General features: G+C 65.9%; 14 protein-coding genes. 4 read left to right on the forward strand and 10 right to left on the reverse strand.

What is annotated here, in order from left to right; all coding sequences use genetic code 11:
- Window positions 1–70: 70 nt before the first annotated feature.
- Together AB4Y74_RS00945 and AB4Y74_RS00950 are read left to right on the forward strand one after the other, a co-directional pair.
- A complete protein-coding gene (locus tag AB4Y74_RS00945; protein ID WP_441797242.1) occupies window positions 71–1,045 on the forward strand; it encodes an MIP/aquaporin family protein in 975 nt (324 codons plus the stop codon).
- 148 nt (window positions 1,046–1,193) lie between these two features.
- Window positions 1,194–1,715: a MarR family transcriptional regulator gene (locus AB4Y74_RS00950; protein WP_441797243.1), complete on the forward strand. Its 522-nt coding sequence runs from the start codon at window positions 1,194–1,196 to the stop codon at window positions 1,713–1,715.
- Here AB4Y74_RS00950 and AB4Y74_RS00955 read toward each other — a convergent pair.
- The 10 genes from AB4Y74_RS00955 to AB4Y74_RS01000 all read right to left on the reverse strand — a co-directional run bounded on the left by AB4Y74_RS00955 (window position 1,682) and on the right by AB4Y74_RS01000 (window position 12,550).
- On the reverse strand, window positions 1,682–2,812 hold the full coding sequence (locus AB4Y74_RS00955; RefSeq protein WP_441797244.1) for an enolase C-terminal domain-like protein: 1,131 nt from the start codon (window positions 2,810–2,812) through the stop codon (window positions 1,682–1,684). The two genes, AB4Y74_RS00950 and AB4Y74_RS00955, sit on opposite strands and share 34 nt — an antisense overlap.
- Window positions 2,813–4,669 carry a thiamine pyrophosphate-requiring protein gene (locus tag AB4Y74_RS00960; protein ID WP_441797245.1) on the reverse strand — a complete coding sequence of 619 codons (1,857 nt, stop codon included), beginning with the start codon at window positions 4,667–4,669 and terminating at the stop codon, window positions 2,813–2,815. It abuts the gene before it with no gap.
- Window positions 4,666–6,318 carry a GMC family oxidoreductase gene (locus AB4Y74_RS00965; RefSeq protein ID WP_441797246.1) on the reverse strand — a complete coding sequence of 551 codons (1,653 nt, stop codon included), beginning with the start codon at window positions 6,316–6,318 and terminating at the stop codon, window positions 4,666–4,668. The genes AB4Y74_RS00960 and AB4Y74_RS00965 overlap by 4 nt, the downstream gene beginning before the upstream one ends.
- On the reverse strand, window positions 6,308–6,988 hold the full coding sequence (locus AB4Y74_RS00970; RefSeq protein ID WP_441797247.1) for a gluconate 2-dehydrogenase subunit 3 family protein: 681 nt from the start codon (window positions 6,986–6,988) through the stop codon (window positions 6,308–6,310). The genes AB4Y74_RS00965 and AB4Y74_RS00970 overlap by 11 nt, the downstream gene beginning before the upstream one ends.
- The gene (locus tag AB4Y74_RS00975; protein ID WP_441797248.1) at window positions 6,985–7,452 is read right to left on the reverse strand and encodes a hypothetical protein; all 468 of its coding nucleotides are present in this window, start codon (window positions 7,450–7,452) and stop codon (window positions 6,985–6,987) included. Before AB4Y74_RS00975 ends, AB4Y74_RS00970 begins: the two co-directional genes overlap by 4 nt.
- Window positions 7,449–8,291, reverse strand: a complete 843-nt coding sequence (locus AB4Y74_RS00980; protein WP_441797249.1) for an alpha/beta fold hydrolase — start codon at window positions 8,289–8,291, stop codon at window positions 7,449–7,451. Before AB4Y74_RS00980 ends, AB4Y74_RS00975 begins: the two co-directional genes overlap by 4 nt.
- A gap of 1 nt (window position 8,292) precedes the next feature.
- Window positions 8,293–8,541 (reverse strand): hypothetical protein, encoded by a 249-nt coding sequence (locus AB4Y74_RS00985; RefSeq protein ID WP_441797250.1) that lies wholly within the window; start codon window positions 8,539–8,541, stop codon window positions 8,293–8,295.
- Between the two features lie 96 nt (window positions 8,542–8,637).
- The gene (locus AB4Y74_RS00990; protein WP_441797251.1) at window positions 8,638–9,969 is read right to left on the reverse strand and encodes an NAD(P)/FAD-dependent oxidoreductase; all 1,332 of its coding nucleotides are present in this window, start codon (window positions 9,967–9,969) and stop codon (window positions 8,638–8,640) included.
- A gap of 11 nt (window positions 9,970–9,980) precedes the next feature.
- Window positions 9,981–11,786 carry a glycoside hydrolase family 15 protein gene (locus AB4Y74_RS00995; protein ID WP_441797252.1) on the reverse strand — a complete coding sequence of 602 codons (1,806 nt, stop codon included), beginning with the start codon at window positions 11,784–11,786 and terminating at the stop codon, window positions 9,981–9,983.
- Entirely contained in the window at window positions 11,783–12,550 is a 768-nt protein-coding gene (locus tag AB4Y74_RS01000) for an SDR family NAD(P)-dependent oxidoreductase (RefSeq protein WP_441797253.1), read from the reverse strand. Before AB4Y74_RS01000 ends, AB4Y74_RS00995 begins: the two co-directional genes overlap by 4 nt.
- A gap of 241 nt (window positions 12,551–12,791) precedes the next feature.
- Here AB4Y74_RS01000 and atpB point away from each other — a divergent pair, with 241 nt between their 5' ends.
- Together atpB and AB4Y74_RS01010 are read left to right on the forward strand one after the other, a co-directional pair.
- The gene (atpB, locus tag AB4Y74_RS01005) at window positions 12,792–13,571 is read left to right on the forward strand and encodes a F0F1 ATP synthase subunit A (protein ID WP_441797254.1); all 780 of its coding nucleotides are present in this window, start codon (window positions 12,792–12,794) and stop codon (window positions 13,569–13,571) included.
- Between the two features lie 104 nt (window positions 13,572–13,675).
- Entirely contained in the window at window positions 13,676–14,743 is a 1,068-nt protein-coding gene (locus AB4Y74_RS01010) for a sodium:calcium antiporter (protein ID WP_441797255.1), read from the forward strand.
- Window positions 14,744–15,483: the final 740 nt, after the last annotated feature.

Below are 15,483 nucleotides of genomic sequence, written 5' to 3' on the forward strand. Positions count from 1 at the left end.
CTTTCGCAAGTATTGCATCATGATAAGTCATATCGGTGCAATGTTGCACTGGCTCGGTTGGAGGTATGCGATGACTGACGACACGATTCCGGTCTTGATGAAGGGTTGGGGGCTGAAGCGTCGGAGTGGGCTCTGGGGGGAGTGTCTGGCTGAGCTCCTGGGCACGTTCGTGCTGATCTCGTTCGGCGACGGTGTTGTCGCCATGGCGGTTGCAGCGTTACCCGGTTCCGGGCGAACCGAAGGGCCGACCACGTTCTTCCTGGGTGCAGGGGACTGGCTCCTGATCACCTGGGGGTGGGCGATGGCGGTTGTGTTCGGGGTGTACGTCGCCGGCGGAGTGAGCGGCGCTCACCTGAATCCGGCGGTGACGTTGGCCTTCGCAATTCGTCGTGGGTTCGCCTGGGTGAAGGTGCTGCCGTACATGCTGTCCCAGCTGATCGGGGCATTCCTGGGCGCCGCTTTGGTACTCGGGGTGTACGCGGCGGCGATCGGCGCGTTCGACGCGGCGAGCAAAGGACCGAAGGTCAACGGGCATACCCTCGCCTCGTTTTCCATCTTCGCCACGTTCCCTGCCCCGTACTACAACGGGAACATGTGGGGACCGTTGTTCGACCAGATCGTCGGGACGATGTTCCTGCTGATGCTCATCGCCGCGGTCATCGATTTGCGCAATACGGCCGTCCAGGCCAACCTCGGTCCGCTCATCATCGGCTTCGCTGTTGCGGCGATCGGAATGTCCTTCGGAGCGAATGCCGGTTACGCGATCAACCCGGCTCGTGATCTCGGTCCCCGGCTTCTTGCGTGGGTTGCTGGATGGGGTGATCTCGCCGTTCCCGGCAACGGGCCGTGGTTCAGCGGCTACATGTGGGTGCCGATCCTCGGGCCACTGATCGGCGGCATGATCGGCGTCATCCTCTATGACTTGTTCATCGGGGACATCCTGCACGCGCGTCTTCTCCGTAACGGGCCCGCGATGCATGCGCAGACCGAGACTCCGGCCCGTCCACCTGGGCCGGACACCACGGAGCCGCGTTCCCGCCGATAGCCGACGGCGGCGGCTTCGTAACAAGTGCGGGGAGAGGTCGTCCACGTCCCCTCCCCGCACCCTGTTCTGCCGGCCCACGGGGATCGGCGCAAGATTTGCGCAGCTGCAACGAGACGGGAATACTGAGCGGATGACGAGCCCTCACGCCATGGCCGACCGAGCTTCAGCCGACCGCGCTGTGGATGCGGCTCTCTCAGCGGCGAACGTGATGATGCGCGTTGCGGCCAGGTCGGTGCTCGAGGTCGAGGATCGGGTCACCACGCCGCAGTTGAGGGTGCTGATGATGATCGCGGCCACGGGTCCGCAGAATCTGGGTGCGGTGGCTGACGAGCTGAACGTGCACCCGTCGAACGCGACCCGGGCTTGCGAAAAGCTGGTCCAAGCCGGCTACATCGTGCGCTCCGACGACCCGATCGACCGCCGCTACATCCGGCTGCAGCTGACAGAGGCAGGGGCCGACCTGGTGAACCATGTGCTGGACCAGCGCCGGCGTGAAATGGCCGAGGTGCTCGCGAGCCTCTCAACTGACGAGCAGAGTACGGTCGCCGCCGCGCTGGAGCTGTTCGCCGGCGCGGCAGGTGGGGAACCCATCCATGACGGCCGCTTCGCGTTCTCGCTGCAGCCCGGGCATGACAGCTATTCCACCGGGGACCATTCCTCGACGAGGTAGCGTTCCGCGTCCCTGCGTTTGAAGGTCAGACCGTGGCCGGCCGAAGCGCGAAAAACCTGAAGGTCTCCACCCGACAGTGTGGGGCCACCGTCGAAGAACGCTGCCTCGATCTGCGCGTGGTCGTGGAAATGCTCGACGTGCACGACGTTGGCCAGCGCGGCCCCCAGCGTCGCATGGATGGCCGGGGCGGTGTGCGCACTCAACGGTATGCCGGCGGCTTGGGCCAGGGTGGATGCGCGGAGGAAGCCGGTCACGCCGCCGCAGCGGGTCGCGTCTGCTTGCAGGGTGTCGACCGCGCCGGCCCCCAGCATGGTCGCAAAGTATTGGGGCGTGTAGCCGTATTCGCCAGCGGCGATCTGCATGCCTGCCGGGCCGCGATTGCGGATCAGACGCAGCCCTGCGAGGTCGTCGCTGGAGACGGGCTCCTCGAACCAAGTGACGTCCTCGTCTTCGAAGTGCGCGGCGAAACCGAGGGCCTGTTTGAGGTTGTATGCGCCGTTTGCGTCGACGAACAGCTGCACTTTTGGACCGATCGCGTCGCGGGCCGCCCGTACGCGTTCCAGGTCGTCCACGGGCGCGGATCCGATCTTCATCTTCACCGCGCGCAGCCCGTCGTCGGCCCAGCTGCCGAGCTGATTCTGGAGTTCCGGGATCGAGTAGCTGGTGAACCCGCCGCTCCCGTAGGCCATCACGTTGGTCACTGAGCCGCCTAGTAGTTGGAGGAGGGAGACCTCCAGCTTCCGGGCGCGTAGGTCGTGAAGTGCGATGTCCACGGCGGAGATCGCGCTCGCGCACACTCCGGCCCAGCCCAGGTTGCGGACCGCGCCCGCCATTGCCCAGAAGGTCGACTCGGCGGCGAGCGGATCCGTGCCGATGATGTGGGGTGCCAGGACCCCTCTGATGATGGCCAGAGCGGCCGGAGAGGTGTAGGAGTAGCCGAGCCCGGTGCGGCCGTCCGCCTCGACTTCGACGATGAGCACGCCGGTGCTGTCCCACTTGGCGGTTCCGTCCGACTCGGGCTGGGCTTCCCCCGCGGTGGTCGTCGGCACCGAGTACGCGGACACACTCACCCGGCTGACCCGGCCGTGCTCCATCATCTATTCGCTCCTCGGGGAACTCGTGTCGCCGCTGTCGTCCGTGTTGTCACCGAGGTGCAGTTTGCCCTTCACGCGCTCCACGCCTTCGGTGATCAGGGCGGTCGCAGAGTCGCGGATCACACCGAGCTCGCTGGGATCGCCCTTCAGCAGCGCCTTGGCAGTGTTCTTCGCGTACTCCATCGTGATGTGCGGGGGGAGCGGGGGGACGTTCTTGCTGGTGTGTGCATCGAGGAGGGTGACGCCTTGGTGCGCGAAAGCCGCATCCCAGGCGTCGGCGATCTGATCGTCATCGGTTACCGTGATGCCTTGGAAGCCGAGGAGTTTCGCCCACCCTGCGTAATCGACCGATTCCACCTCCTGAGCGGTGTTCCATACCGGGTTGCCGTCTTCGGTCCGCATTTCCCATGACACCTGAGTGAGGTCGTTGTTGTGCAGGACCAGGATGATCAGCTGCGGACTTTGCCAACGGTCGAGGTACTTCTTGATGGTGATGAGCTCGTTCATGCCCAGCATCTGGAATGCGCCGTCGCCGATTGTGCAGATCACCGCGCGATCCGAGTAGGCGAACTTGGCCGCGACCGCGTACGGCATCGCGGCGAGCATGGTTGCCAGGCGGCCGGAGAGGTCGCCCATCATCCCTCGTCGCAGGCGGATGTGGTGGCCGTACCAGTCGGCGGTCGTTCCGGCGTCGGCCGTGACGATCGCCCGCTCCGGCAGGCGCTTGTTGAGCTCGTAGTACACGCGCCGAGGGTTGACGCCGTCGTCGTAGTGCGCCATGGCCTGCGCATCCATCTCGCTCTCCCACTGCACCATCTCGTCGGCGACGGTCTGCTGCCAGTCGAGGTCCATCCTTTCGTGCAGCAGTGGGATCAGCGCGGTCAGGGTGCTCTTGACGTCTCCCCAGAGGTTCAGCTCTGTCGGGTAGCGGAGTCCCATCTGCTCCGGCTTGAGGTCGACTTGGATGGCGCGGGCCTGCCCGGTGGCCGGCAGGAACTGGCCGTACGGATAGTTCGTGCCCAGCAGGACGAGCGTGTCGCATCCCTTCATCTGGTGCAGACTCGGCACCGATCCGAGCAACCCAACCTGCTGCGAGTGATACGGGACGTCGGAGGGCACGACCTGCTTGCCCCGCAGGGCGGTGACGATGCCCGCGCCCGCCAGCCTTGCCGCCTCAAGCACCTCGTCGGTCGCCCCGTTGGCGCCGTGTCCGACCAGGAAGGTGACCTTCTCGCCTGCGTTGATGATCTCCGCCGCCTTCAGCAGCTCGCTGTGCGGAGGAACGATCGCCGTCGACGGTGCGACCGCGCTGGACCGGGACACCCACATCTCCGGTTCCGCCTCGACCATCTTCATACCTTGGATGTCGTGAGGAAGGATGATGACGGCGGGCTGCAGTCGCACGCGTGCTGTCCGGAAGGCGGTGTCGACGACGGCCTGCGCCTGCTCGGGGGAGACGATGGTCTGCACGTAGCAGGCCACGTCCGAGAAGACGCGTTCCAGGTTGCTCTCCTGCTGGTTGAAGGTGCCCAACGCGTTCACGCCCTGCTGGCCGACGATAGCGACCACCGGCTGGTTGTCCATCATCGCGTCGTAGAGCCCGTTGAGCAGATGAAAGGCGCCGGGGCTCGAGGTTGCGGTGCACACCCCGATCTCGCCGGTGAATTTCGCGTGCGCTGTCGCCATTAGGGCGCAGATCTCCTCATGGGTCGGCCGGATGTACTCCACGCCCGTACCCGCGCGCTCGGCTCTCCCGAGCGCGCCATCGAAATCGCCGATGCCATCGCCGGGAAACCCGAACACGCGGCTGACCCCCCAATCGCGGATGCGCTGGATGACGAAGTCGCTCACGCTGGTCATTGGGACTCTCTTTCGGTTCTGTCCGGGTGCTGGATGAGACGGTCGGCCGCTCGAGCAGCGATCGCCATGATGGTCAGTGCCGGGTTGGCGCTTCCCTGGGTCGGCAGCACGCTGCCGTCGGTGATGAGCAGGTTGGGGACGGCGAAGCTGCGGCAGTCCGCATCCACCACGCCGTCCTCTTGGCTGTCGGCCATGCGGGCGCCGCCGACCAGGTGGGCGTAGCGCTGGATGGTGATGGTCTCGCTGGCGCCTGCTGCGGTGAGGATCCGCTCCATGACGTCTTGCGCGGCCCGCGCGAGGGCCCGGTCGTTGTCGCACTGGCTATACGAGAAGTGCGCAACGGGCAGGCCGTAACGGTCCCTTTCGTCGCTCAGCGTGACGCGGTTGTCCGGCTGCGGCAGGAACTCGCAGAGGGCGCCGAGGCATGCCCAATGCACGTAGTCGGACATGTAATTGCGGAGCTCCGCACCCCAGCGTCCCTCGGCCATGACGTGCTCCGCCCAGGTGATCGGCAACGGCGAGACCGTCTGGATCGAGAACCCTCGTTTGTACGGCTTCCTCGGGTCCGTCTCGTAGAAGTCCTCGGTGCTGACCTCGGGCGGTGGACCCTTCCACATCCGGATCTCGGAGTCGAACCGCCCGGCGGTCTGCGGGGCCCCCTGCACCATCAGGTAGCGGCCGACCTGGTCGAAGTCGTTGCACAACCCGTCCGGGAAGCGTTGTGACGTGGAGTTGAGCAGCAGTCGCGGCGTTTCGATGGAGTACCCGGCGACAGCGACCATCCGCGCCCGCTGGAACCGCTGCCTGCCGTTCTTGACGTAGTGGACGCCGGTTGCGCGTCCGGTCCGCTGATCGATCTCGATGGAGGTGACCATGCTGTCGGCACGCACTTCTGCCCCGTGGTCGAGGGCGTCCGGGATGTGGGTGATGAGCGGAGACGCCTTGGCATTGACCTTGCATCCTTGGAGGCAGAAGCCGCGATAGATGCAGTGCGGCCGGTTCCCAAATCGGCCGTTCGCGATGGCGACCGGGCCGACCTTCGCGGTGATCCCGCAGCCCAGAGCCCCGCGCTGGAACACCTCACCGTTCCCGGACACAGGATGCGGACGGTGCGGGTAGGAGTGCGGGTCGCCCCATGGCCAGTCTTCCCCTGCGACCGGTAGCTCGCCCTCGATGGCGGCGTAATACGACCCGAGGTCCTCGTACCCGATGGGCCAGTCCGCTCCAACGCCGTCCTGGCTGTGGGTGCGGAAGTCGCTGGGATGGAAGCGGGGTACGTACCCGGCGTAGTGGACCATTGAGCCGCCGACGCCTCGGCCCGAGTTGTTCGAGCCGAGGGGGACGGGGTCTTGGCCGCCGATCTGCCGGGGTTCCGTCCAGTACAGTTCGTGGGAGCCGGCCTCATCGCTCACCCAGTCGGTCTCCGGGCTCCAGAACGGGCCGGCGTCCAGGGCGACGGCCGTCCAGCCGGCGCGCGCCACGCGTTGCAACAGGGTCGATCCGCCTGCACCGCAACCGACGATGACCAGGTCGACGATGTCCGCGTCGTCGAAGCGGCGCATATCGTCGCGGAGCCGGTGCTCGGGTGCTGCGCCGTTGGGGGTCAGCAGCCACGCCGAGTCGTTGCGTTTGCGGACGTCAGTGCTCATGGGATGCTCCAGACCCGGGGGAGGTGCCGTGATCGTCGGTGATTTTCGTCGGATCGTCGGCGGGGTTCGCGTCGGCGACCTCGAACGGTTCGAGCCGGTCGATGCCGAGGTTTTTGTAGCCGCGTGGGTAGGCGGGGCCGGCGAACCCGATCTCGTTCCACGCCCACGGGTGGGAATAGAACGCGGTGCAGGCGTACCGGGTCCACAGACCCCACACTTGCGAGGCCGTGAGGTCGTGCCAGGGGCGTTCACCGAGGGCCTGGATGTGGGCGAGCATGCTCTCCTGGTCGGTCCAGGAGCAGTCAGCGAAGCACGTGCCGTGCGCGGCCGAGGCGTCCTCATCGAGGGCGCCCAGCGACTGCCGCCACGCGACGGCGTCCTCCGGCATTGAGTCGTAGTGCCAGCCGTCGGTCTGCTTTTCCGCAAGGCGGGCGTCCACCATTGCGGTCACCGGAACCCGCGGCTCTTCGCGCTGGTCGAGTAGTTGGTCGAACAAAGCGGTGGCGCAGGCTTCTTCGGTGACGTCGAAGAACCGCATCTGGGGAAGCAGGCTCAGCCGTGACTGCACGAGCGACCGGGTGACCTCGTCCCAGTGGTCGCGCTGTGCGAGCGCATCGAAACCAGGGAAACGGTTGCCTCCGCGCGAGGACGGCAGTGGAAGCGCCGTCATTTTTCGCGCCTCAGGATTGCCGCGAGCAGCCCCATACCGCCGACAAGGGTCACGAGAAGCGGGGCGAGCAGTGGCGGGCCCATCTCGAGGTTGTAGCGCAGGTTGTGCCATCCGCCCGGCTTCTGCGCGACCCCGCGTGCGTGCAGGTAGGTGCCTTGTAGTCCATTCGCGACGATGGTTGCTGCCGCGACGGGAAGCACCGTCTTTGCCAGGCGGCGGCTGGTCACACCGGCGATGCCGGCGGCGGCGCCGATCGGGCCGAGGATCACCGGCACCCACATCCACTTGTTGCCGAAGCTCGCCTTGTTATGCTCGAAGTAGATTTCTGCCGCGGTGACCAGAGCGCCGGCAGCCGTTAGTGCCGAGAGTGAGCGTTCGAAGCGTCCGGTCTCGACGTTCTTGACCATTCGATCGATACCGTGCAGGGCTCCGGTCGGCGGTGTCCTTCTGCTGCGTGCCGTCATCGATCTCCTTCCTGGGGGCCTAGCTGCCCGTGTTCGGGGGCGACGTGTTCGAGGATGCTTTCCCATGCGCTTGCGATCAGATCCCGGCCGCCGTGTTCCGCTACGACGATCCGGGAGTTCGGGATTTCATCGGCGAACCGGCGTGCGTCGCGCGGAGTGGCATAGGTGTCCTGCCGCCCGACCAGTACGAGCGTCTCGGCGGCCGTAGTGGACAGGCTCGGCGGTTCGGCGCGGAAACACTGCAGGTCGGCGTCGACGCCGGCGGTTCCCTGCAGTTGAGCGTCGGCCATCATCCGCTCGATGCGGCGTTCGTAGGAGGTGGCGTCCCATCGCGAGCTTGTCGATGTCAGGCGTTGGGGGTCGAACCAGTTGGCGTCGGCCTTGCGGGTTCTGGCTCGCGCCCCCGTTTCGGCCAGTGCGGGCAGGGCCGGGCAGCCGATGAGCGCGAGGCGGTCGACGAACTCGGGGTGCCGCGCCGCGAGGGCTGCGGCGAACAGGCCGCCCTCCCGCCAGCCGACGACGCCGATGGAGCCGAAGTCGGTGCTGGCGGTCGAGCTCGCGGAGCTTTCCGCCTGGTCGAGGTAGGTGGCGGCTGCGTCAGCCCACCGGTTCGCTGATGGCTCGGTCTCTGTCGGGTAGGGGTCGGATGCTCCGTAGCCGGGGCGGTCGAACGAGACCAGGTGGAGTCCCCAGGTCGATGTGAGGACGGGGTCTGGGTCGAATCCGGAGGCTCCTGCCGTGGGGTGGCAGAGCATCACGAGGCGTTTCGCGGCCGGATCGCCGATGGCCGTCAGTCCGACGATCCGTCCGTCTGGGAAGCGTACGTGGAGTCCCGCCACGTCAGTGCTCGGCCTTGGGGTAGTTCCCGTGCCGCTCATGCGTGCTCGCGACCTCTGGCGGCTCGCCGTGGTGCGATGCGCCCGTGTACTCGCCTTCGGCGAGTGGGTCGGGTGCGTCCGCGCTCGTCTCGGTGTATTGGCCGTGGACGGTTCGGGGGCCTGTCTCGCCTCGCTGCGTGTACTGGCCTTCCAGTGCGTCCCGGTCGGCGCTGGAACCGGTCCGGTCCGTGTCGTCGTGTTTGCCCATCATGCCACCTCCGGTAGTTGCCTTTACGCAATCATTGCACCAGCGCGCCTACTAGTGAAGGGTGTGATCTAGAGACCCAGCCGATTGCTAGGAGGTCGCTCAGTCGTGGTTCTGTTGCGCGGCCGCACGAACGAACCGCGCGCGGGGGTCCTGCACTGCACTCGTGGATGCGGTGTCGTGAGGCGCCAGTGCGTTCGCGATCCACCCGAGGATGAGACGCAGTCGCCGTCCGGCGCTGGGTAGCGCGACCGCGTGGTACGCCTTGTCGACCGCCCACGCGGCCGCGCCATGCAAAGGGAGCGTCCGCACGACCGCAGCGCCCTGGTGGCCGCTGTAGCTGGCAAGCGTGCCGAGGCTGCGGTGCCGGTACTCGATCGCTTCGGCGCCCTGGACCGTTGCGCGGATGTTCGAGGCCAGGACTTTGGCCTGACGGATCGCGTTTTGCGCGTTGGGCGGGCAGAACGCTGGTTGCTTCTCGGCGGTCAGGTCCGGGATCTGGGCGTTGTCACCGAGTGCCCATACTCCCTCGATGGGGGAGCCGTCGTTGCGAACCGCTTGTAGCCGTGCGTTGCACTGTACGTGGCCCTTCGCGCCGCGTGGAACGTCGGCCCGGTTAAGTACTGGGTTCGGGGTGACGCCGGCGGCCCAGACGAGGGTGTCGCAGGGGTGCGCGTCGCCGCTGTCGAGGTGCGCGATTCCGTCCTCGCACGAGGTGAGCTTCGTGTGCAGGAGCACCGTGATGCCCCGGCGTCGAAGCAGCTGGAGAGTCCACTGCGACAGTTTCGGCGGCAATTCGGCCGCGATACGGCCAGCCTCCTCGACCAGGAGCCACGACATCCTCTCGCGCTCCAGCTGCGGGTAGCGGCCGAGTTCGGTCTTTGCCCGTCGATGCAACTCGGCGATCGCCTCCACCCCCGTGTAACCGCCACCCACGAAGACGAAGGTCAGTGCTCGCTGCCGCTCCGACGGATCCTGCGCCGCCGCCGCGAAACGCACCCTGTCCACGACATGGTCGCGCAGGTACACCGCTTCTTCCACGCTCGAGAACCCGATCGCGTGCTCGGAAAGTCCGGGGATGGGCAGTGTCTTGCTGACTGCTCCAAGGGCGAACACGACATGGTCGAAAGCGACACTGCGTACCGTGCCATCGATCAAGCGGATCACTGCCACCTTGGCCGATGTATCCACAGTATCCACTGCTCCTGCCATGAGCTGCGCGTGAGGGAAGCGGCCTGCGAGCGGCACCAGCGTATCGCGGGGCGCCGTCTCCCCGCCTGCCACCTCGGGCAGCAGCGGTTTGTAGGTCAGGTACGGTTCCGGCTCGACCACGGTGACCCGGAGGCGTTGGGCTGTCGCATCGCTTCGCAGCTGACGGGCAAGAGTGAACCCAGCGAAGCCGCTACCCAGGATGAGAACGTGCGGTTCAGGCATGGCTGGACTCCTTAAGTACTTTCGATGTGGATGCGGTCCTCTGTGGTGCCGGCGCCTCCGGCCAGGAGATGGAAGGCGCTGCGGACGAGCGCGAAGTGGCTGTACGCCTGTGGCATGTTGCCCAGCTGTCGGTGGTCGCGCGGATCCCACTCCTCGCTCAGGAGCCCGACGTCGTTGCGGAGCTCCAGCAGCCGCTCGAAAAGGTTCTCGGCCTCCGCCGTTCGCCCCGCGCCGATCAGCGCGTCGACCAGCCAGAAGGAGCAGGCGATGAACACGCCTTCCTTGCCGGGCAGGCCATCGTCGCTGAGTTCGGGACGGTAGCGGAGCACGAGTCCGTCCTCGGTCAAATGCTGCTGGATGGCGTCGATCGTGCCGACGACCCGGGGGTCGTTCCCGGGCAGGAAGCCGACGCGGGGGATGAGCAGCAGCGCCGCGTCCAGCTCCTGGGATCCGTAGGCCTGCACAAAGGTGTTGCGGGAGGCGTCATAGCCGTTCTCCAGGATGTCGCGCCGGATCGCTGCGCGTAGACGCTCCCAGCGTCGGACGGGCCCGGGCAAATCGAAGCGACGCGCGCCCTGGACCATGCGGTCCGCCGCGACCCAGGCCATGAGTTTCGAGTGGGTGAAGTGCTTCTTGGGGCCGCGGATCTCCCAGAGCCCGTTGTCAGGCTCCCGCCACACCGTCTCCAGGTGCTCGATCAGGGCGAGCTGTAGGTCCCACGCGTCCTCCTCGCCGGACCCGATGGTCGACCGGGTCAGCGCCAATCCGTCCAGCACCTCGCCCCAGACATCCAGCTGCAGTTGGCCCGCAGCGGCGTTGCCTACGCGTACCGGCGACGAGCCGGCGTAGCCCCCCAACCAGTCCAGCTGCTCCTCCGGCAGGCGGCGGCGGCCGTCGATGCCGTACATGATGCGCAGGTCGGCGGGGTCGCCGGCGACGGCACGGAGCAGCCAGTCGCGCCAGGACCGGGCCTCGTCGATGTAGCCGGCGGTGAGGAGCGACTGAAGCGCCAGCGTGGCGTCGCGCAGCCAGCAGTACCGGTAGTCCCAGTTCCTCGGCCCGCCAATCTGCTCGGGGAGGGACGTCGTGGGTGCCGCCACGATGCCTCCGGTCGGTTGGTAGGTGAGTGCTTTCAGTGTGATCAAGGACCGCTGGATGGCGTCCATATTGGGGCCGTACGCGGTGCTCCGGCTGCTCCACTCGGTCCAGAATTGCTCGGTTACCACCAGCGCGGTGTCGGGGTCGGCCGGTGTCGGCTGAGGCTCATGGCTCGCGGACCAGGTGAGCGCGAACCGCACCCGGTCACCGGCCTCGACCGTGAACTCCGCCACCGTGCTCAGGTCACGACCACTCAGGGGCACGTCGGCGGTCACCTGCACGGCCTCGGGCCCGGCGACCGCCAGAATCCCTCGCTCCGTCCGGGTCACCCACGGGATGACGTGGCCGTAGTCGAAGCGGAGGAGGAGATGGGTCACCATGTCTACCGACCCCTCCAGCCCCTCGACGACGCGCACCAGATCGGCCGCCTGATCGCGCACGGGCATGAAGTCCGTCACTCGGACATGCCCGGTACTCGTCTCCCACTCGGTCTCGAGGATCAGCGTGCCGTCGCGGTAGCTGCGGCGGGTGCATCGACCTGCGCCGGCCGGAGCGAGGAGCCACCGACCGGCGGAATCCTCGTCCAGCATTGCGGCGAAGCAAGCCGGCGAGTCGAACCGTGGCAGGCACAACCAGTCGATGGACCCGCTAGCGGAGACCATCGCCGCCGTGTGGAGGTCTCCAATCAGCGCGTACTCCTCGATGCGGGAGGCGCTCACAGCCCCGGGCCGCCCTGCATGATCCCGCCGTCCACGAAGACCGTCGTGGCCGTCATGTAGTCGGCGTCGCCGGAGGCCACGAACGCCACCACCCGTGCGATCTCGGCCGGGTCGGCCACCTTCCGGAGCGGGATGGAATCCTCCAGCTTCTCGCGGAGCGAGTCGTCCTGCATCGTCTTCGCGTTGATCGGGGTGGCCACGGCTCCTGGAGCAACGTTGACGACGCGCACCCCGTGCGGGCCGAGCTCGACGCCGGCGGTCCGCGTCAGCATGCGCATCCCGCCCTTCGAGACGCAGTAGGCAAGGTTGCCGGGCATCGGCCAGTCCTCATGCACGGACGAGACGTTGATAACGACGCCACCCGAGCCCTGGTCGACGAAAGTTTGGGCCGCACGCTGGGTACCGAAGACGGCGCTCTTCAGGTTCACGGAGATTACCTTGTCGAAGCTGTCCTCGTCGAGGTCAAGCAGCCCTTGACGCGTCTCAATGCCGGCGTTGTTGACGAAGATGTCGAGCTGACCGAACTCCTTCTTAGCTGCGCTGATCAGCTTGTCGATGCCCGCGATTGTGCTGACATCCGCGTCGGCGCCGAGGGCTTTGCCTCCTGCCGCGCTGATCTCCTTCACGAGGTCTGCGGTGTCCTCGGGCCGCGCCACATAGTCGATCACCACGGAAGCGCCCGCCGCAGCGAGCCCCCGGACGATCGCCTCACCGATCCCGCTGTTGCCGCCGGTCACCACCGCGACCTTGCCTGCCAAGTCCATGCGCACCGCCTTCCGTCAGAGTCCAGGCCCATTCAACCCTTTACTTGCGCAAATGCAACTGTTTTTGGCAGCGTCCTACGGACAGATCTGTACATGCTCAGCCGCAACGGTTGCAACAGCGCAATGATGACTGTTAGGGTGCAATGGGTTAGCGGTCCCGGGCCGCCGCCCCGCCATTCGACGATCCCTGCCCGCGATTTGCCTCGCTGCTCCCCCGGGCATCACGGAAAGCAGATTCTTCGTGCTCCTCGCTGACTCAGGGTTCTCCGGCCCGTCCATCAACGACTTCTTCCCGCCGCCGATCCTGTTTGCGGGCACCCTGTTCGAGATCAACCGGGTCACTGTCATCCGGTTCATCGCTACGCTTGCGATCCTGCTGATTTTCGGCCTTGGCACCCGGCGTATGCGCGTGGTGCCGGGACGCTTTCAGAGCATCGTCGAGATGGGACTCGACTTCGTTCGCCTCAACATCGCGGAGGACCTGTTGGGGAAGAAGGACGGCGCACGCTTCCTGCCTCTGATCACAACCATCTTCTTTATGGTGTTGTTCTTCAACCTCACCGGCATCGTCCCTGGCTTGAACATGGCCGGCTCTGCGGTGATCGGGGTGCCGCTGGTGTTGGCGATCGTGGCGTACGGGGCCTTTATCTACGCAGGGCTGCGGCGCAATCCGAGCGGGTTCTTCCGCAGTTCGCTGTTCCCGCCTGGCGTGCCGTGGCCGCTTTACATCATCGTGACCCCAATCGAACTGATCTCTACCTTCATCGTGCGTCCGGTGACGCTTGTACTTCGGCTGATGATGAACATGGTGGTCGGGCACCTGCTGCTCGTGCTTTTCTTCTCTGGGACCGCCTGGTTCCTCTTCCAAGCGCCGGCCGCGTTCAAGCTGCTGGGCCTGGGGACGATGGTTTTCGGCTTCGCGTTCACTCTCATGGAGATCCTCGTCGGGGCGCTTCAGGCCTACATCTTCGCTTTGCTCACCGGTGTCTACATCCAGTTGGCGATCGCCGACGAACATTGACGCTCTCTGTTGTAAGCCAAAGTGTTATCGAGACGGATCCGTACGTCGCGCTTGCCAATGCGCAATAGTTGTGCAAACGCACGTGTCGGGGTTTCATGGGCCCCATGGACTCTTTACCGATCTGGGTGCTGGTGCTCATCTTCGTGGGAGGTGCGGCGGTCATCTGGTTCTCCGGTATTCAGCTCTCGAAGACGACTGACGTTCTCGACAGCCGTTTCCATCTCGGAAGCGCACTCGGTGGCCTGATCGTGCTCGCCGTGGCCACGAACCTGCCGGAGATCGCGATCACCGTCAGTGCCGCAGGTTCCGGTTCAATCGGCGTCGCCGTCGGAAACATCCTGGGTGGTGTCGCTCTTCAAACGGTTGTCATCGCCGTTTTGGACGCGTTCGGCAAGCGCGGCAAAGGCGTGAAGCCGATCACCTACCGCGCCGCGTCCCTCGGTCTCGTCCTGGAGGCAGTGGTTGTGGTCGCCGTCCTCTCGGTGGTCATCGCTGGCAGCCAGCTCCCTGCAGGCCTATTGTTCGCCCGCCTCACACCCGACGTTGTCCTGATCGCGGCGATCTGGCTGGTTGGCCTCTTCCTGGTGCGACGTGCAGGCAAAGGTCTCCCCTGGCACCAGGACGGCGCGGCCCCGGACACGACGACACCTCACCCGAGCGCCCACCGCACTCGGAAGCCGGCGAGTCCTGAGCAGATGAGAACCGCGAAGGCGGTGGTTATCTTCAGTGTGGCCGCGCTGCTCACCCTGGCGTCCGGTGTCGCTTTGGAGCTCGCTGGAGACGCGGCCGCCAAGCAGGTCGGGGTTTCCGGAGTGCTTTTCGGTGCAACAGTGCTGGCGCTGGCCACGAGCCTCCCGGAGATCTCCACCGGCCTGCAGGCGGTGAAGCAAGGCGATGACAACTTGGCGATTAGCGATATTTTCGGCGGCAATGCGTTCCTGCCGGTTCTGTTCCTCGTCGCGACCCTGATCAGCGGCAAAGCCGTTCTCCCGCAGGCGAACGCAAGTGACATCTACCTGACAGCGCTGGCGGGCCTGCTGACTGTTGTGTACGCCATTGGCCTGATATTTCGGCCACGCAGGCACTTCGCGGGCATGGGCCCGGACTCGCTTGCTGTGGTGGTTCTCTACGTGATCGGGATCGGTGGACTTGTAGCAATCACCATCGGCTGACAGGAGCGGTTGCCGCTGGTCTGCGTAGTCGCCGATATCGAACTAGGCGCCGCCGCAATGATGCCGAGCGTATTCGTGCAGTTCGCCTCCCTTTGCTGGCGTAGGGCTGATTGTGGTGCGACCGCTGCACTGTGACCGAATCCATTGGACCCTTAGCGGTCGAACTAGAGTTCAAATGGCACCGGTACCGCCATAGAAGACCCCTGGTAATGCGGGGGTTTTCTGCTTGTGGGAAGGCGTCGTGGTGCGTGTGCGGTGCATATTGTGCCGTGGGCGGCGCAGGCTGTTGACGTGGCTGATGATCCGGAAGCGCCGGCGGTGCAGCGAGCACCACGGGCGTGTCCCAATGCGCGATTCCGTTCAACGTTCAAACGGGCGATTCCTCGCCTATCCCAGGGTCTACAAGAACTCGGGGTCGTTCCCACTTCGGTCGTTTGACTGCATCCTGCGCTGTTCCGTCCCGATCCTCGGGGCAGCGCAGCAGCGGCTTCCGCGTGGCACCATCGGCATGCCCGAGGTGCCGACGTCCGTGGGCGCTGACGGACTACACGAATGGCGTCCATTCGGATGTCTGGATATCCCGTGGGTCAGCCACAAAGACAGCCGCCGAGATCTCGACCTGCGACCGGAAGGGGCGCACCGTCCGGCCCGACATCGTGAGGGAATCATCCGGTCTGTCGTGGGGATCGATCGGCACGCTCGTCGCCTTCGCCGTCGGCCACGAGATGGACCCACGCTCT

It is taken from the genome of Leifsonia sp. RAF41 (genome assembly GCF_052114085.1).
Taxonomy (GTDB): domain Bacteria; phylum Actinomycetota; class Actinomycetes; order Actinomycetales; family Microbacteriaceae; genus Leifsonia.